Below are 17,161 nucleotides of genomic sequence, written 5' to 3' on the forward strand. Positions count from 1 at the left end.
AACCCCACCCCCGGCGAGACGCAGACCTTGGCTTCGGCCAACAGCTTCTTGGCAAACTCCAGTGAGCCCAAATGGGCATAGGCTTCGGGAATCTTCGCCCAGACGTACATCGACGCCTTGGGGTTTTCCACCATCCAGCCCAGTTCATGCAGGCCCTTGACCAGCACGTTGCGGCGCTGGCGGTATTGCTCGGCGATGTCGCGCACGCATTGCTGGTCGCCTTCCAGGGCGGCGATGGCGGCCACCTGCAGCGGGGTGAAGGTGCCGTAGTCGTGGTAGCTCTTGATCCGCGCCAGGGCGTTGACCAGTTCCGCGTTGCCCACCATGAAACCGATGCGCCAGCCGGCCATGTTGTAGCTCTTGGACAGGGTGAAGAACTCCACCGCGATGTCTTTCGCGCCGGGCACCTGCATGATCGACGGGGCTTTCCAGCCGTCGTAGACGATGTCGGCGTAGGCCAGGTCGTGGATCACCAGCACGTCATACTGCTTGGCCAGGGCGATGACCCGTTCGAAGAAATCCAGCTCCACGCATTGGGCGGTGGGGTTGGAGGGGAAGCCGAGGATCATCATCTTCGGCTTGGGAATCGAGCCGCGGATGGCCCGCTCCAGTTCGTCGAAGAAATCCACCCCTGGCACCAGCGGCACCGAACGCACCTGGGCGCCGGCGATCACCGCACCGTAGATGTGGATCGGATAGCTGGGGTTGGGCACCAGCACGGTGTCGCCCTGGTCGAGGGTTGCCAGCATCAAGTGGGCCAGGCCTTCCTTGGAACCGATGGTGACAATGGCTTCGGTTTCCGGGTCGATGTCCACCTCATAGCGGTCCTTGTACCAGCGCGAAATGGCGCGGCGCAGGCGCGGGATGCCTTTGGACGTGGAATAGCCGTGGGTGTCTTCACGCTGGGCGACGGTGACCAGTTTTTCCACGATATGCGGGGGCGTGGCGCCGTCGGGGTTACCCATGCTCAAGTCGATGATGTCTTCGCCGCGCCGACGCGCAGCCATCTTCAGCTCGGCAGTGATATTGAATACGTACGGGGGGAGTCGATCGATGCGCGCAAAGCGGCGCGGCGAACCTTGGTCGGCCATTGTTGCCTCGAGATACGTGAGCGCCCGGAACCGTCCGAGCGACGTTGGCCACTGCGGTGGCCTGCGGCGCAAGATAATCGGGCGGATGTCGGATTGTCCAGTAGCGGCGCGCAACTATTTTCGACGACACTGTCGACCTCGCCACGCAGCCTTCAACGGCGGCTGCGGGCAGTTGAATTCGCTGTATCCCAATCGAACGGAATGAATGATGGAATTTTCCAGCGGTTTCCTGCTGAGTCTCTCCCTGTGCCTGGACATTGGCGTGGCCAATATTGCGATGATCACCTTGGCGATGCAGCGCGGTTATTTCCAGGGTTTCGCCCTGGGCCTGGGCACCTGCGTGGGCGACCTGGTCTACGCCGTCCTGGCCCTGGCGGGCATGACCGTACTGCTGCAATACGAGGCGGTGCGCTGGGTGCTGTGGCTGGGTGGCTCGGTGCTGTTGCTGTATTTCGCGGCGAAGATGGTCCATTCGGCGATCTATCACAGCGCCGTGCTCGCCGAGGCTGGGGAGGTGCAGGGCAACTCCTCGCGCCAGGAGTTCTTTCGCGGGATTTTCCTGGCCATGTCATCGCCCAGTGCCATCCTCTGGTTCGCTGCGGTGGGCGGGACATTGATCGCGCGTTCGGGTGGTGGCACCTTGCTCAGCTCGGCGCTGTTTCTCAGCGGTTTTCTCTGCGCCGGGCTGTTGTGGTGCGCGGCCCTGTGCCTGGCGGCGACCCAGGGCGGCAAATTGTTGGGAGATAAACTGCTGCGTTACTCCTATTGGGCATCCGCGGCGATCTTCTGCTATTTCGCGGTGTACGTGATCGTTTCTGGCTACAACGAGTTTGTCGGAAAAGCCATCACCAGCGCCTTGCCTGGAATCTGACAAGCGAAACGGCCCTGGCAATCACGGTTTGGCTTCTATACTGCCAAGCCCGACTTCACGTTTGCTGGAGTGTTGCCGCATGGAAAAGCAAAAAAGCGATTGCACCGCTGAACCGCGCTTTGAACAGGGACGTTTTCAGCTCATCGCCGGCTTTGGTGCCCGGTTTACCCAGGAAACTGCCCAGGATATTCCTTTGCTCTGGGAAAAGTTCCTGCCCTGGCTCGGCAAGGTGCCAGGGCAGAAAGATGAAGTGACCTACGGCGTGTGTTGCAACCCGGACGGCAAGGGTGGTTTTGAATATATCGCAGGGGTGGAAATCAGCCGGCTCGACGACCTGCCGGAACAATACCGCTGGATCGAAATACAGCCGGGGTATTACGCCGTCTTCGAACACAAGGGGTCGTTGAAACAGCTACCGGACACGTTCCAATACATCTGGAACGTGTGGCTACCGCATTCCGGACATACAGCGGCGCAATTGCCGGAGTTCGAGCGCTACAGCGAGGACTTCAACCCCAGGACCGGCGAAGGCACCCTGGAGATCTGGATCCCGCTCCAGCCGAGCTGATCGTTGGGGATCCCTGTGGGAGCGAGCTTGCTCGCGATAGCGGCGGATCAGCCAACGTCGATGTCGACTGATATGCCCTCATCGCGAGCAAGCTCGCTCCCACATTTAGCGCCTATTGATCGTTGAGTCTGTTTGTCAAAACTCCAACCCCATCCGCCGCTCGTAACCGATGCGGCCCTTGTAGGCCTCGCCACTGTCGACCCAGCCCAGCCGGGTGTACAGGCCGATGGCCGAGTCGTTATCGGCATCGACCGAGAGCTCCAGCCCGCGGATTTCCGGCCAGGCGGCTCGCGCCACGGCGGGCAGCGCTTGCAGGCAGGCCTTGCCATAACCTTTGCCCTGGGCCCGGCGGTCGACTTGCAGGGCATGCAGGGTGGCGCTGTGTTCACTGGCCCAGGCGGGCAATACCGGTGGGCGCTTGAGCAGCAGGAAGGCCACCGGCACCTCTTCTGCCAAAAGTGCAAACCCTTTGACCCCGGGGCCGGGCTTGGACAGCAGTGTGTGCAGGGCACCGTGGATATCGCCGGCGAACTTGATCTGTTCGGGGTGGATTTCGATGGCACTGACCTGTTCGCGTTGCAGCGGGGTCAGGTCTTCGTAGGGTACGAGCTGAGCGGTCACAAAAACATCCAATGTTTGCCAGCAGAATAGGATCTGGATTCTAGCGAATTTTTTCTTTGAATTATTTTTGTTGGGTTGTCGATTCGCTGTTTCTCCAAACGACAAAGGGTGTCTTCAACAAAAACCTGCGGAGAATCACCATGAATACCCAAGCCACTGAAACCGAAATCAAGGCCCTGATCGACACCTATCGCCAAGCGGTCATGGCCAAGGACGTCGAAAAGGTCATGGCGCTCTATGACGAAGACATCGTCTCGTTCGACGCGATCCAGGCCCTGCAATTCAAGGGCAAGGCCGCGTACCGGGCCCATTGGCAAGCCTGCATGGAAATGTGCCCCGGCCCGCACAAGTTCGACTTCCATCAGGTCAAGATTACCCCGGCCGAGAACATCGCCTTCGCCCACTGGCTGGCCTATTGCGGCGGCACCAACGACAAAGGCGAGGAACAGGCCTGCTGGATGCGCGTAACGGCCTGCTACCAGCGTGTAGCCGGGCAATGGCGGATCGTCCATGAACATTGGTCCGCGCCGTTCGACCCGATGGCGGGTACGACGCTGTTCGACCTGCAACCCTGATCGTCGGTTTTATTGCCGAGCCTCATTCTGCCGTCCATAGTTGATCAGTCCGATCGCGGAGCCTTCCATGAAGTACCTATGCCTGGTGTATAGCAACGAACACACGCTGCACAACTCGCCCGACAGCCCGGAGGACGCCGAATGCATGGCCTATGCCGAATCGATCCAGGGCAGTGGGCGGATGCTGGCCGCCGAGGCCTTGGAGTCGGTGCAGACCGCTACCACGGTACGCATGCGCGGCGGCAAGCTGTCGATCACCGACGGCCCGTTCGCCGAGACCAAGGAGCAACTGGCGGGGTTCTACCTGATCGATGCCAAGGACCTCAACGAAGCCATCCAGGTCGCCGGCAATATCCCGGCGGCCCGGGTCGGCTGCGTCGAAGTGCGACCGGTACGCCAACTGAACCCCTGAGCAACATTCACAACAGGATGATTTCGATGAAACGTGATCCTGCATCCTTTGCATTGTCCCTCAGCCCAGTGACCCAAGGCCTGCCCGACTGATGTCGGTCGAAGCGGTCAAGGCGCGGGTCGAGCAGGTTTACCGGCAAGACTCGCGGCGGATCCTGGCGACACTGATTCGCCTGCTGGGGGACTTCGACCTCGCCGAAGAAGCCTTGCACGAGGCCTTCTTCATTGCGGTCGAGCGCTGGCAGCGCGACGGAGTGCCGGACAACCCGCGAGCCTGGCTGGTGTCTGCCGGGCGTTTCAAGGCCATCGACAGTTTGCGCCGGCGCGCGCGTTTCGCCGCGTCCCGGCCGCTGTTGATCGCCCAGCTCGAGGAGCTGGAGCAGGGCCAGTGGAGTGACGAAGACGTGGAAGACGATCGCCTGCGGCTGATTTTTACCTGTTGCCACCCAGCCCTGGCGGCGGATGCCCAGGTGCCCCTGACGCTGCGGGAAGTCTGCGACCTGACCACCGAGCAGATCGCCCGGGCGTTCCTCGCCGCCCCGGCGGCCATTGCCCAGCGTATCGTGCGGGCCAAGGCGAAGATCCGCGATGCCAGGATCCCCTACCAAGTGCCGTCCCGCGCGGAACTGCCGGAGCGGTTGGACAGCGTGTTGCGGGTGATCTACCTGGTATTCAACGAAGGTTATTCGGCCTCGATGGGTGCCGAGCTGACCCGCGAAGACCTGACGCGCGAAGCCATCCGCCTCGGGCGCCTGCTGATGGAGTTGCTGCCTGAGGCTGAGGTCATGGGGTTGCTGGCGTTGATGCTGCTGCACGAATCCCGGCGCCCGGCGCGAACGTCGTCGACCGGTGAACTGATCCTGTTGGATGAACAGGTGCGATCCTTGTGGGATGCCGAGCTGATCACCGAAGGCTGTGCGTTGGTGGAAGCCGCGCTGAAGACCCGCCGGTTCGGGCCGTACTGCCTGCAAGCGGCAATTGCGGCGGTGCATGCCGAAGCGCCGACGGCAGAGCAGACCGACTGGCCACAGATCGTCGGGCTTTATGATGTGCTGCTGCGCGCCGTGCCATCGCCGGTGATCGAACTCAACCGCGCTGCTGCCCTGGCCAAGCGCGATGGACCGGAAGCCGGCTTGCGCCTGGTCGAGGCGATCCTGGGGCGTGGGGAGTTACTGGACTATCACCTGGCCTACTCGGCGCAGGCGGAATTCTGTCGTCAACTGGGACGCTTGGACGAGGCGAGGGCCGCTTACCAACGAGCGCTCGAACTGACGCAACAATTGCCGGAACGGCGGTTTATCGAAGGGCGGCTTGCGGGGTTGCAGTGATGGCCCACAAGGATCGTGATGGCTGATCACGCATTTTCGAAACGTCAGAAACCACTGTGGGAGCGAGCTTGCTCGCGATGGCGGTAGACCGGCCAACATCAATGTCGACTGATAGACCCCAATCGCGAGCACGCCCGCTCCCACAGGTTTTGTGGCTTGGCTGGCTGCGTTAACCTTCAGCCAGCCGGCGTTGATCAGAACTCGTGATCAGCGCTGTCCGGGTTCAGGTCGCTGATGCCCAGTTTGCCCGCAGCCTGTTCGATCGAACCGGTCTGCTTGACCAGTGCGGCGATGGCGTCGCGCACGATCTGGTTGCCCGCGGTGTTGCCGGCGGCGATCAGTTGGTCGTAGTGCTCACCCTTGTTGGCGTGATCGACCATGACCTGGATCTTGGCCTCGGTGTCGGCCAGGTCGGCCTTGAGCGCGGTGTCCGCGGCCGGATCGGCCTTGGCGACCAGGGACGACAGGCTCGCGCCGGTCATCTTGGTGCCGTCGACGCGGGTGTATTCGCCCAGGTACACGTTACGTACGCCCTTGGCATCGTAGAAGTGCGAGTTATGGGTGTTGTCGCTGAAGCAATCCTGCTCGTCTTCTGGCGAGTTGGCTTCCAGGGACACCTTCATGCGTTCGCCCGCCAGTTCACCCAGGGACAGGCTGCCCATGCCGAACAGCATCTTGCGCAGGCCGCTTTCGGCGGGTTCGGCTTCCAGGGTGGCGCGGTAGTTGTCGGCCACGTTCGGCTTCCAGTTGCCGACCATCTCTTCCAGGTCGTTGACCAGCAACTGGGTCACGGACTTGAGGTAGGCACGACGACGGTCGTTGTGACCGCCGGTGGCGCCAGCGCCTTGCAGGTAGTCCGACGCCGGGCGGTTGCCCGCGCCCGGGCCGGTGCCGTTGAGGTCCTGGCCCCACAGCAGGAATTCGATGGCGTGGTAGCCGGTGGCGACGTTGGCCTCGGAACCGCCCAGCTCGTTCAGGCCGGCAAGTTTTTCCGGAGTGATGTCCTTCACGTCGACCTTGTCTTCGCCGACCTGGACTTCGGTGTTGGCGATGATGTTGGCGGCGGCGCCCGGGTTACCCAAGGCGTGCTCGTAGGATTTGTCGACGTAGTCGATCAGGCCCTCGTCCAGGGGCCAGGCGTTCACCTGGCCTTCCCAGTCGTCGATGATGGTGTTGCCGAAGCGGAACACTTCGCTTTGCAGGTAAGGCACGCGTGCGGCGACCCAGGCAGCCTTGGCGGCTTTCAGGGTTTCGGCGTTCGGCTTGGCCAGGAACGCGTCGACGGCGGTTTGCAGGGTTTTTGCCGTGGATTCGGCATCGCTGTAGACGGCATAGACCATGTCGGCATAGTGCGCGACAACGGCCTTGGCGGCAGTTTCGTCGATTTTGCCAGCGGCAGCAGGGGCGACCGGTGCCGCGGTGCTGGCGGCAGGCGTTGGCGCTTGTGGCGCGGCGGCCTTGTCTTTGCCTTCGCCGCAACCGGCGAGGGAAATAGCGATGGCCAGCAGACTGGCGGTAGCCAGGGGCATACGAATCATGGCAAATCCTGCTTCGATGATGGATGGGACAGGCGCGAGGGTGCGCAAAACTGCGACATAATGCGAAAGATTTGCATTATGTGTAAAGGGTTGCAGGTGTAAATATTTCTTATTTGATGATGGGAGATTGCCGCCTTCGGCAATGTCTGTAGGAGCTGTCGAGCGAAGCGAGGCTGCGATCTTTCCCCGGACACTTGAGTCTCAAGCGAAAGATCAAAAGATCGCAGGCTTCGCCAGCTCCTACAAAGGCTTGGCGCTCGGGGGGAGTTAGATGATGGAAATCTTGCTGCGCTCGGCCTGCTTCAGGTAAAGGCCCAATTCCCGTGCCGGCAGCGGTTTGCTGTAGTAATAGCCCTGACCTTCGTGGCAGCCCTCGGCGATGATGTAGGCTTCCTGCTCGACCGTCTCGACGCCTTCGGCAATGACCTGCATCCCCAGGCTCTTGCCCAACTGGATGATGGCCCGGACGATGGTTGCATCGTCCTCGTCGTCAAGCAGGTCCTGGACGAAGCTCTTGTCGATCTTGATCTTGTCCAGCGGCAGGCTCTTGAGGTAGCTCAGGGACGAATAGCCGGTCCCGAAGTCATCGATGGCAATCAGCGCCCCGGAGCGGCGCAGGCTCAGCAAATGCTGGGCAGCGGTGGTGATGTCTTCCATCAGGCCGGTCTCGGTAACCTCCAGCTCCAGGCTGCGCGGCGGCAGCCGGTACATCTGCAGGAGATTGTTCACCACCCGCGGCAGTTCGGCGTGGTGCAGTTGCACCGTCGACAGGTTGACCGCCATGCGCAGGTCGAGGAAGCCCTGGTCGTGCCATTCGCGCAATTGCCTGCAAGCCTGGTCCAGCACCCATTCACCGATGGCGATAATGGTGCCGTTCTGCTCGGCCAGGGGAATGAACAGGTCCGGCGGCACCAGGCCGTGCTCGGGATGGTGCCAGCGGATCAAAGCTTCGGTGCCCACCACCCGCAGGTCGCGGTAGCTGATCTGCGGCTGGTACACCAGGCTGAACTGCTCGCGGGCCAGCGCCTCGCGCAAGTCTTTCTCCAGTTCGCGACGACGGCGCATCTCGCTGTCGACGCTGGCGATGTAGAACTGGTAGCGATTGCGCGAGCGGCTCTTGGCCAGGGTCATGGTCTGTTCGGCTTTCTGCAACAGTTTCTCGGTGCTGTCGCCGTCTTCGGGAAAGAGGGTGATGCCGATGGTGGCCCGCAGGCGGATTTGCTGATCGTCGATGGCGAACGGCGCTTCCAGGTCATCGAGGATGCTCTGGGCCAGTTCGGCCGCCTCGTAAGGCTGTTCGATGTCGGCTTGGACCAGGGCGAACTGATCGCCCCCCAGCCGCGCCAGTGCGCCGAGCCGACCACTGTGGGCCCGCAGCCGATCGGCCAGGGCCAGCAGCAACTGGTCGCCGGTTTGATAGCTGAACTGTTCGTTGATGCCCTTGAAGTCATCCAGCCCCACACACAGCACCGCCACCCGGCGTTGCAGGCGTCCGGCGTCCACCAGGATCTTGTCCAGTTGCTGCTGCAGTTGCTGGCGGTTGGGCAGGCCGGTGAGGAAGTCGTACTGGGCCATGCGCAGCAGGCTGTTTTCCGCTTCGTGGCGCAGGTGCGTGTTGCGCTCGATGGATTCGAGCAGTTGGTTGGCCGTATTGATCCACAGGCCCAGCTCGTTTTGTTCGTGACCGCGCAACTGCGGGATCTTGTGCGCGCTGGGGCGATCGGGGTTGATTTCGGTCAGGTGCTCGATGATCCGCGACAGCGGTTTGGTCAGCAGCCAGTGGTAGACCAGGTACAACACCAGGCCCATGGCCAGGGCCCGCAGCATTCCGGAAATGAAAATGATCACCGAACTGACGATGAAGCCCTCGCCGTAGGTGGCGGTGTCGAGGGTAATGCTCAGGTCGCCGTAATATTCGCTATAGGGCCCGCGTCCCACCAGTTGCGTGGTGAAGGTGCGCTCCTTGCCCAGGATCAGGTCGGTCAGCCAGCGGCTTTCGGAGTGCTGCAAGGGCCGGGTTTTTTCGGCGAGCATGGTTTCGCGGGGATGGCCGATGGAAGCCATGCGGACGGCTTCGTCCTGGAACAGGCCCTCGATCACTTGCATGCCCATCTCCCGGTCCAGGCTGTAGACGGCCTGGGTCGAAGGATCGCGGAACATGTCGAGGATCCGCTGGGCGTCACTGGCGACGGCCTGGTTGGTTTTGTAGGCATCGAACACGATCTGGGCGCAGCTCAAGACCATGCCAACGATCAATGCCGAGAGGAGCACGACCCGGAGCAACTTCACAGACAAGCTGTTCTTGAGTTCCAGCTTCAAAGAGTGGTTCCTTGTTCCGTGCGGGTAGCGTCAAGTTGCCATGAGTATTGGCAATCCTGTGATGTCAGTCAAAGGGACAATCAAACACAAGGGTTTTCGCTTGAAACCTGACCGATGTACGTTTTTTCCAGAGTGATTGCTCTACGACCATTGTGTCGGTTGGAAGGCGCCGCAACTTGAGCCCTCCAGGGATTTTTTCTTGGAGTCCAGACCCGAAGGTGTTTTGCCTGCGGTCATTTTTGCCTGGCAAAAAAAACCCGGCACGACGCCGGGTTTTCTTGTCTGGCATCGGCGCTTAGGCGGTGAAGGCTTTGCCTTCGAACTGCTCGGCGACGAATTTCCAGTTGACCAGGTTCCAGAACGCCTCGACGTATTTCGGACGAACGTTGCGGTAGTCGATGTAGTAGGCGTGTTCCCACACGTCGCAGGTCAGCAGCGGGGTGTCGCCGCTGGTCAGCGGGTTGCCGGCGCCGATGGTGCTGGCCAGGGCCAGGGAACCGTCAGCCTTTTTCACCAGCCAGCCCCAACCGGAACCGAAGGTGCCGATGGACGTCTTGCTGAACTCTTCCTTGAACTTGTCGAACGAACCGAAGGCCTTGTTGATGGCTTCGGCCAGTGCGCCGGTTGGTTGACCGCCGGCGTTTGGCGCCAGGCAGTTCCAGTAGAAAGTGTGGTTCCAGACCTGAGCGGCGTTGTTGAAGATACCGCCCGAGGAAGTCTTGACGATTTCTTCCAGGGTCTTGCCTTCGAACTCGGTGCCAGGCACCAGGTTGTTCAGGTTCATGACATAGGTGTTGTGGTGCTTGTCGTGGTGGTATTCCAGAGTCTCTTTGGAGATGTGCGGCTGCAGGGCATCGTGTGGATAGGGCAGCGGCGGCAATTCGAAAGCCATGGTGATTCTCCTAATCAGGTCAGTTGCGGTGAGCGCAAGGCCGATCACGGGCGGCCAGACTAGCGCCGGGGAGTTTGTACTCTTTGCGGCGCAGGAGTCGGATCATAGCACCGGGGGTGCGGCATAACCACGCAACAACTGTGTGGGATAGAGGTTCCAGAGCGGTTTGGAATAATCAGCCGTTGACGATCAATTGCACCGCCACGCTAAACATCATCGCCGCTACCAGCAGGTCGAGGATCCGCCAGGTGCTTGGGCGAGCCAGCCAGGGGGCCAGCCACGCAGCGCCGAAGGCCAGGGTGAAGAACCACAGCAGCGAGGCGCTGGCCGCGCCCACGACATAGGCGCCGGGCACGCTCTGCTGGGCACCGAGGGAGCCGATCAGCAGCACGGTGTCGAGGTAGACGTGGGGGTTGAGCAGCGTCACCGCCAGCGCACTGAGCAGCACCGCCCGTAGCGAGCGCACGGCCTGGTTTTGCCCCTGTTGCAGGCTTTGCTTCGAGCAGGCCCGGCGTAGGGCCAGGCTGCCGTACCAGAGCAGGAACGCCGCGCCGCCCCAGCGGGCAATCGACAGCAGCAACGGACTCTGGGCCAGCAGGGTCGCCAAGCCGAAAACCCCGGCGGCGACCAGCAGCGCATCGAACGTGACACACAGCGCCGCCACGGGCAGATGATGTTCGCGGCGCAGGCTCTGGGCCAACACAAACGCGTTCTGCGCGCCGATGGCCATGATCAGCCCGAGGGCCACCAGCAGACCGTTCACATAACTTTGCCACATGATCTTTACTCCCCATCGATACCTGAATGCTGGCCATTCTCCGGCGGTAAGTTGTATAAGAAAAACCAATCCTGCTGATTGCTCATTAGGAAAACTGATGTTCGATTACAAATTGCTTTCTGCCCTGGCTGCCGTGGTCGAGCAGGCCGGTTTCGAGCGCGCGGCCCAGGTATTGGGTTTGTCGCAATCGGCCATTTCCCAACGGATCAAACTGCTGGAAGCGCGGGTCGGCCAGCCGGTGCTGGTGCGTGCCACGCCGCCCGCACCGACCGAGATCGGCCGCCGTTTGCTCAACCACGTCCAACAGGTGCGTCTGCTTGAGCGCGACCTGCAAAGCCTGGTGCCGGCCCTGGATGAAGAGGGCTTGCCCGAACGGCTGCGTATCGCCCTGAATGCCGACAGCCTGGCAACCTGGTGGGCGGCGGCCGTGGGCGATTTCTGCGCCGAGCATCACCTGTTGCTCGACCTGGTGGTGGAGGACCAGACCGTTGGCCTCAAGCGTATGCGCGCCGGTGAAGTGGCGGCGTGTGTCTGCGCCAGCGAACGTCCGGTGGCGGGCGCCCGCAGCGTTTTGCTGGGTGCGATGCGCTACCGGGCGCTGGCCAGTCCGGCGTTCATCGCCCGGCATTTCCCCGACGGGGTGCGGGCCGATCAACTGGCGCATTCGCCGGCATTGGTGTTTGGCCCGGATGATTTCCTGCAGCATCGCTACCTCGCGTCCGTGGGCGTGGAGGGCGGTTTCGAGCATCATCTGTGCCCCTCGTCCGAAGGTTTCATACGTCTTGCTGAAGTCGGACTGGGCTGGGGGCTCGTACCGGAGCTGCAAGCGCGCGAGCAGGTGGAGCGAGGCGTGCTGGTGGAATTGCTGGCAGATAAACCGATCGATGTGCCGCTGTACTGGCATCATTGGCGCAATGGCGGGCAGTTGCTCGGCTTGTTGACCGAACAGTTGATCCGCTCCTGCCGGCAGTCGCTGGTGCCTTGGGAGGCGCAGTAAACGTCAAGCTGCAGGTAAAAGCGGCGCACAGATAAATTTGCAGGTTGTAGCGCGAGGCTCGTAACCGCATTTCTTAGGAGCATTCATGAAAATTCTGGTCACCGGCGCGAGCGGCTTCATTGGCGGACGCTTTGCGCGATTCGCCCTGGAGCAAGGCCTGGATGTGCGGGTCAATGGTCGCCGGGCCGAAAGCGTGGAGCATCTGGTGCGTCGCGGTGCACAGTTTGTCCAAGGAGATCTGAGCGACCCGCTGCTGGCCCGGGATTTGTGCCTGGATGTCGAAGCCGTGGTGCATTGCGCCGGCTCCGTGGGGCTCTGGGGCCGCTACCAGGATTTCCACCAGGGCAATGTCCAGGTCACGGAAAATATCGTTGAGGCCTGCCTCAAGCAGAAGGTTCGCCGCCTGGTTCATCTGTCCTCGCCGTCTATCTACTTCGACGGTCATGACCACCTTGGGTTGACCGAAGAGCAAGTGCCCAAGCGCTTCAAGCACCCTTACGCTGCCACCAAGTACCTGGCCGAGCAGAAAGTCTTCGGCGCCCAGGAGTTCGGCCTCGAAGTGCTGGCCCTGCGCCCGCGTTTCGTGACCGGCGCCGGTGACATGAGCATTTTCCCGCGCCTGTTGAAAATGCAGCGCAAGGGGCGCCTGGCGATTGTCGGCAACGGGCTGAACAAAGTGGATTTCACCAGCGTGCAAAACCTCAACGAAGCGCTGCTCAGCAGCCTGCTGGCGACCGATTCAGCCTTGGGCAAGGCCTACAACATCAGCAACGGGGCACCGGTTCCGCTGTGGGATGTGGTCAATTATGTGATGCGCCAGATGGAAGTCCCACAGGTCCGGCGTTATCGTTCCTACGGCTTGGCTTATAGTGTCGCGGCCCTGAATGAAGGTTTCTGCAAATTGTGGCCGGGCCGCCCCGAACCGACGCTGTCGCGCCTGGGCATGCAGGTCATGAACAAGGATTTCACCCTGGACATCAGCCGGGCCCGGCATTATCTCGATTACGATCCGCAGGTCAGCTTGTGGACCGCCCTCGATGAATTTTGCGCCTGGTGGAAGGTCCAGACTGCCCGCTGATCGCCCCGTCATGAACCGAGTGCCAGGTTCGGGGTCAATCGGTGCGGCGGGCGAGGGGGTTATACTCGCCGAATCAAGCCATCACCGGTTTCCCAAAGGTTGAACCATGCCCATGCGTAACGATGCCAACGACGACTTCGATGATGTACCGAGCCTGCGGATGCGGGCCGACATTCCCGATGACGATGATTTCCTGCCCAACCGCCAGCCTCATGTGCAAGCGCGTCCGGCGCCCGTTGCCGCGGCCAAGGTCAAAGGGCCCAGCACCGGGCCGCTGTGGGCATTGGTCGGCGCGCTGCTGTGTGCGTTCGGTTTCCTGGCCTGGTGGAGCTTTCAGCAGATTTCTCTGATGGAGCAGCAACTGGTGGCCACCCAGGAGAGCTTTGCACGGATCAGTGAAGATGCGGCGGGACGACTGCAGGAGTTTTCCGGCAAGGTCGTCGCCGGCCAGTCCAATGTGATGAGCGACAGTGAGGCCTTGAAACTGCAGATCAAGCAGTTGGAAAGCAAGCTGCAGGATCAGGGCAAGCAATTCGACAGCAAACTGCTGGAGCAGTACAAGCAACAGCAAGCCACCTTCGGTCCGTCCGCCGACCTGGACAAGGAACTGGCCCAGCTCATTGCACAGGCCACTGAACAGCAGAACACCAACACTCAGTTGCAAGCTTCCAACAAGGAGCTCCAAGCCCAGGTCAAGACGCTGGCGGCGGAAGTTACCGCCCTGAAAAGCCAAGGCGAGGGTGGTGCCCTGGATGCTCAGCTCAAGAGCATCGGTGCCGACATCACCGCATTGAAAAGAGCCACCTCCAACTCGGCCATCGATCGCCTGGAGCAGGACGTGCTCGTGCTCAAGAGCCAGCAGGACAAGGGCGGCAACACCGCCGAGTTCGACGCCTTCCGCGGCCAGGTCACCCGTAACATCAACACCTTGCAGGCGCAGATCCAGCATTTGCAGCAGCAACTTAGCGCTCGACAATAAGCCTGAGTGGACCTGATGTTCGGCCCACGCCTATCCCTATAGGAGCTGCCGAAGGCTGCGATCTTTTGATCTTTCGCTCAAGACTCAATTGTCTGGGAAAAGATCGCAGCCTCGTTGCACTCGTCAGCTCCAACTTACCCCACGCCGTCTACGCTCTTGAAACACCAACAAGAACGAGGCGCGCGCATATGGGTTTTTTTCACAGGATGGTCTGGCTGGGCGCTATGTTTGTGCTGGGGCTGGCACCGGTTCATGCCGCGACACCGGATGACGGCCAGGCGGCCCGGGCGCTGCTGGAAAAGGCCTTGGCCTATTACCACGACAACGGCGACAAAGCCTTTGCCGCCTTCAGTCGCCAGGGGGAATTCGTCGACAAGGATCGCTACGTATTCGTGGTGGATACCCAGGGTGTGATGCTCGCCAGCGGCGGGCCTTCCTCAGCGTTGATCGGGCGAGACGTGTCCGAAGTACTGGGGCCGGACCTGCGCAAAGCCTTCAAGGACGCCTTGAAAACTCCCGAGGCCAGCGGCATCCAGCAAGCCGAGTACCGTTGGCAGAACTGGGCGGACGGCAAGGTCGAGCGCAAGCATGTGTATTTCCAGCGTGTCGGTGAGCGAATCCTGGCCGTCGGCTACTACCTACCCCGGGCTTCCGCCGAACAGGCCCGGGCATTGCTGGACAAGGCCTCCGGCGACCTGCTGAAAAACGAGAAAGCCACGCTGACGGCGATCAACTCCCTCAAGGGCGGGTATTTGCAGGATGACTTGTATGTCTTTGTGGTTGACCTCGATACCCGGCGGTATGTCGGCCATGGCACCAACCTGCGCTTGATCAATACCGATTTTGCCAAGGTCAAGGACCCCGATGGCAAACCGGTGGGCGAGCCGATCCTGGCCATGATCGGCAAGCAGGATGTGGGGGAGTATGAGTATCGTTGGAAGAACCCGGTGACCGGGAAGGTCGAGGACAAGCATGCTTACCTGAAGAAGGTTGGGCATTTTCTGGTGGCTGTGGGGTATTACAGTCCTTGAGGGGGGGCTTCGTTTGTGTGTATATCCGTTGCTGCGGTAACGGCTACTTAGGGTTCCGCTCTTACAGCGGGTCACTTTTGGAAGAGCGCCAAAAGTAACCAAAAGCGCTTTGCCCCACCACTTGGCACCTCGCCTAGGCTCGGTGTGCCCTCACTCCGGCATTGCTCCGTGGGCCCGCCGCGAAGGGCCATCCATGGCCCAGCGCGGCTACCTCGGCATCCATGCCGAGGTGCCCACTGCGCAACGCCTGCGTTCGGCCATCGTGGTTAACGGGGCGCCTGAGATCAACGTCCACCGCGAGGCGGCCTAGTAGCCGACCTGGTTCATGGTGGGACCGCGTTTCTCCTGTGGGAGGGGCTGGGTGCACATGGATTTTGTGTCTGCTGAAAATCCAGTGTGGGAGCGGGCTTGCTCGCGAAATCGGTGGTTCAGTCAATGAGGATGTTGACTGTGCCGGCCTCTTCGCGAGCAGGCTCGCTCCCACAGGGGGCTGGGTGCACATGGATTTTGTGTCTGCTGAAAATCCAGTGTGGGAGCGAGCTTGCTCGCGAAGGCGACATAACAGCCGACGAGGATTTTGAATGTACTGGCCTCTTCGCGAGCAAGCCCGCTCCCACAGGGGAAACGCGGTCCCACCAAGAACCAGGTCGGCTACTAGGCCGCCTCGCGGTGGACGTTGATCTCAGCGCCCCGTTAACCACGCTGGCCGAACGCAGGCATTGTGGAGTGGGTATCCCGGCATGGATGCCGGGATAGTCGCGCTGGGCCATGGATGGCCCTTCGCGGCGGGCCCACGGAGCAATGCCTTCGTTCAGGCACACCGAGCCTAGGCGAGGTGCCAAGTGGTGGGGCATGAGCGTTTTGCTTACTTTTGCGCTTCTCAAAAGTGAGCCGCCGTCAGGGCGGAACCCTAAGCAGCCGTTACCGCAGCAATGGATATGTACCCAGCCAAAAAAACCCTGGCCGGCTGTCAGGCCGCCTTCGCGAGCAGGCTCGCTCCCACAGTTGGATCGGAGTATGACCGGGAAAGCCAGGTCGGCTATTAGGCCGCCTCGCGAGCAAGCTTTGCTCCCACAGGTCCTGCTCAAACAGATCTGATGGGTGTACGACCAGGACAGCCAGGTCGGCTACTAGGCCGCCTCGGGGCAGACGTTGATCTCGGGCGCCCCGTTAACCACGCTGGCCGAACGCAGGCATTGTGGAGTGGGCATCCCGGCATGGATGCCGGGATAGCCGCGCTGGGCCATGGATGGCCCTTCGCGGCGGGCCCACGGAGCAATGCCTTCGTTCGGGCATGCCGAGCCTAAGCGAGGCACCGAGTGGTGGGGCATGAAGCGTTTTGCTTACTTTTGCGCTTCTCAAAAGTGAGCCGCCGTCAGGGCGGAACCCTAAGCAGCCGTTACCGCAGCAATGGATATGTACCCAGCCAAAAAAAACTGGCCGGCTGTCAGACCGCCTTCGCGAACAGGCTCGCTCCCACAGTTGGATCGGAGTATGACCGGGAAAGCCAGGTCGGCTATTAGGCCGCCTCGCGAGCAAGCTTTGCTCCCACAGGCCTGACCTATGTATGACCAGACAGCCTCGCCCCTAAAACAACAAGGCGCCACCCAGTGAAACCGCAGGTTGCGCCGGGTACCACCCTCAACTCATGAGCAATGACGGTGCAACGTCCCCCTAACGCACGAATGCCAGCACAAATGCTCCAGCAGAATCGGATCAAGACCATCGTCAGCATGAATAAAGCAAGCACATCAAGCGCGCAAAAAATGGCGAACATGCTGCAATGATTTACATCTGCCCCCCCGATAACCGACAACCGACTGGAGCGATAAACAGGGATTTCAAACTCAGCCCATAGCCCCCATACCCATCTACGGCGCGGGTTTGAAGTGGTAACACCCGCCCATTCCCGGTGCACTACAGCCGAAAAACGCCCCCGAAAAGAGCGTGATTTACCCCGAAAAAACACCCGCAAACGATCAAATGCGTCAGAAGTTATACAGATGCGACATTAAGGTACGTTCGTGCCACTGTTTCGGACTTGTGACCGCTCTGGATCTTGCATTGGGTATGGGGCCTGCATA

The 17,161-nt window shown here is 61.1% G+C and carries 17 protein-coding genes; 10 read left to right on the forward strand and 7 right to left on the reverse strand.

Annotation, left to right across the window (positions count from 1 at the left end; all coding sequences use genetic code 11):
* Window positions 1–1,091: alanine transaminase (gene alaC, locus LQ215_RS20975; RefSeq protein WP_230152409.1), on the reverse strand; the 1,091-nt coding region annotated here is incomplete at its 3' end.
* A 208-nt stretch (window positions 1,092–1,299) separates the two neighbouring features.
* Here alaC and LQ215_RS20980 point away from each other — a divergent pair.
* On the forward strand, window positions 1,300–1,962 hold the full coding sequence (locus LQ215_RS20980; RefSeq protein WP_230152410.1) for a LysE family translocator: 663 nt from the start codon (window positions 1,300–1,302) through the stop codon (window positions 1,960–1,962).
* A 79-nt stretch (window positions 1,963–2,041) separates the two neighbouring features.
* Window positions 2,042–2,530 (forward strand): GyrI-like domain-containing protein, encoded by a 489-nt coding sequence (locus LQ215_RS20985; protein ID WP_230152411.1) that lies wholly within the window; start codon window positions 2,042–2,044, stop codon window positions 2,528–2,530.
* 135 nt (window positions 2,531–2,665) lie between these two features.
* On the opposite strand, the gene LQ215_RS20990 is transcribed toward LQ215_RS20985, so the two are convergent.
* Window positions 2,666–3,151: a GNAT family N-acetyltransferase gene (locus LQ215_RS20990; protein ID WP_230152412.1), complete on the reverse strand. Its 486-nt coding sequence runs from the start codon at window positions 3,149–3,151 to the stop codon at window positions 2,666–2,668.
* A 140-nt stretch (window positions 3,152–3,291) separates the two neighbouring features.
* Between LQ215_RS20990 and LQ215_RS20995 the strand changes: the two genes are divergently transcribed.
* The 3 genes from LQ215_RS20995 (at window position 3,292) to LQ215_RS21005 (ending at window position 5,465) form a co-directional block, all read left to right on the forward strand.
* Window positions 3,292–3,726, forward strand: coding sequence for a YybH family protein (locus LQ215_RS20995; RefSeq protein ID WP_230152413.1), 435 nt, complete (start codon window positions 3,292–3,294; stop codon window positions 3,724–3,726).
* Window positions 3,727–3,793: 67 nt separating this feature from the next.
* The gene (locus LQ215_RS21000) at window positions 3,794–4,138 is read left to right on the forward strand and encodes a YciI family protein (protein ID WP_003198606.1); all 345 of its coding nucleotides are present in this window, start codon (window positions 3,794–3,796) and stop codon (window positions 4,136–4,138) included.
* A 91-nt stretch (window positions 4,139–4,229) separates the two neighbouring features.
* Window positions 4,230–5,465, forward strand: a complete 1,236-nt coding sequence (locus tag LQ215_RS21005; protein ID WP_230152414.1) for an RNA polymerase sigma factor — start codon at window positions 4,230–4,232, stop codon at window positions 5,463–5,465.
* A gap of 194 nt (window positions 5,466–5,659) precedes the next feature.
* On the opposite strand, the gene LQ215_RS21010 is transcribed toward LQ215_RS21005, so the two are convergent.
* The 4 genes from LQ215_RS21010 to LQ215_RS21025 all read right to left on the reverse strand — a co-directional run bounded on the left by LQ215_RS21010 (window position 5,660) and on the right by LQ215_RS21025 (window position 10,992).
* Window positions 5,660–7,003 (reverse strand): imelysin family protein, encoded by a 1,344-nt coding sequence (locus tag LQ215_RS21010; RefSeq protein ID WP_230152415.1) that lies wholly within the window; start codon window positions 7,001–7,003, stop codon window positions 5,660–5,662.
* Between the two features lie 267 nt (window positions 7,004–7,270).
* Window positions 7,271–9,322, reverse strand: coding sequence for a putative bifunctional diguanylate cyclase/phosphodiesterase (locus LQ215_RS21015; protein WP_230152416.1), 2,052 nt, complete (start codon window positions 9,320–9,322; stop codon window positions 7,271–7,273).
* Between the two features lie 295 nt (window positions 9,323–9,617).
* Window positions 9,618–10,214 (reverse strand): superoxide dismutase, encoded by a 597-nt coding sequence (locus tag LQ215_RS21020; RefSeq protein ID WP_230152417.1) that lies wholly within the window; start codon window positions 10,212–10,214, stop codon window positions 9,618–9,620.
* Between the two features lie 175 nt (window positions 10,215–10,389).
* On the reverse strand, window positions 10,390–10,992 hold the full coding sequence (locus tag LQ215_RS21025) for a LysE/ArgO family amino acid transporter (protein ID WP_230152418.1): 603 nt from the start codon (window positions 10,990–10,992) through the stop codon (window positions 10,390–10,392).
* Between the two features lie 97 nt (window positions 10,993–11,089).
* Here LQ215_RS21025 and LQ215_RS21030 point away from each other — a divergent pair, with 97 nt between their 5' ends.
* The 5 genes from LQ215_RS21030 to LQ215_RS21050 all read left to right on the forward strand — a co-directional run bounded on the left by LQ215_RS21030 (window position 11,090) and on the right by LQ215_RS21050 (window position 15,387).
* Window positions 11,090–11,989, forward strand: a complete 900-nt coding sequence (locus LQ215_RS21030; protein WP_230152419.1) for a LysR family transcriptional regulator ArgP — start codon at window positions 11,090–11,092, stop codon at window positions 11,987–11,989.
* Between the two features lie 85 nt (window positions 11,990–12,074).
* Window positions 12,075–13,067, forward strand: coding sequence for an NAD-dependent epimerase/dehydratase family protein (locus tag LQ215_RS21035; RefSeq protein ID WP_230152420.1), 993 nt, complete (start codon window positions 12,075–12,077; stop codon window positions 13,065–13,067).
* A gap of 106 nt (window positions 13,068–13,173) precedes the next feature.
* Window positions 13,174–14,046 (forward strand): ATPase, encoded by an 873-nt coding sequence (locus LQ215_RS21040; protein WP_230152421.1) that lies wholly within the window; start codon window positions 13,174–13,176, stop codon window positions 14,044–14,046.
* A 188-nt stretch (window positions 14,047–14,234) separates the two neighbouring features.
* Window positions 14,235–15,077 carry a cache domain-containing protein gene (locus LQ215_RS21045; RefSeq protein ID WP_230152422.1) on the forward strand — a complete coding sequence of 281 codons (843 nt, stop codon included), beginning with the start codon at window positions 14,235–14,237 and terminating at the stop codon, window positions 15,075–15,077.
* Between the two features lie 121 nt (window positions 15,078–15,198).
* A complete protein-coding gene (locus LQ215_RS21050) occupies window positions 15,199–15,387 on the forward strand; it encodes a nucleoid-structuring protein H-NS (RefSeq protein ID WP_230152436.1) in 189 nt (62 codons plus the stop codon).
* 820 nt (window positions 15,388–16,207) lie between these two features.
* Here LQ215_RS21050 and LQ215_RS21055 read toward each other — a convergent pair.
* Window positions 16,208–16,408 carry a nucleoid-structuring protein H-NS gene (locus LQ215_RS21055; RefSeq protein ID WP_230152437.1) on the reverse strand — a complete coding sequence of 67 codons (201 nt, stop codon included), beginning with the start codon at window positions 16,406–16,408 and terminating at the stop codon, window positions 16,208–16,210.
* Window positions 16,409–17,161: the final 753 nt, after the last annotated feature.

This window comes from Pseudomonas brassicacearum (assembly GCF_918698105.1).
GTDB lineage: Bacteria > Pseudomonadota > Gammaproteobacteria > Pseudomonadales > Pseudomonadaceae > Aquipseudomonas > Aquipseudomonas brassicacearum_F.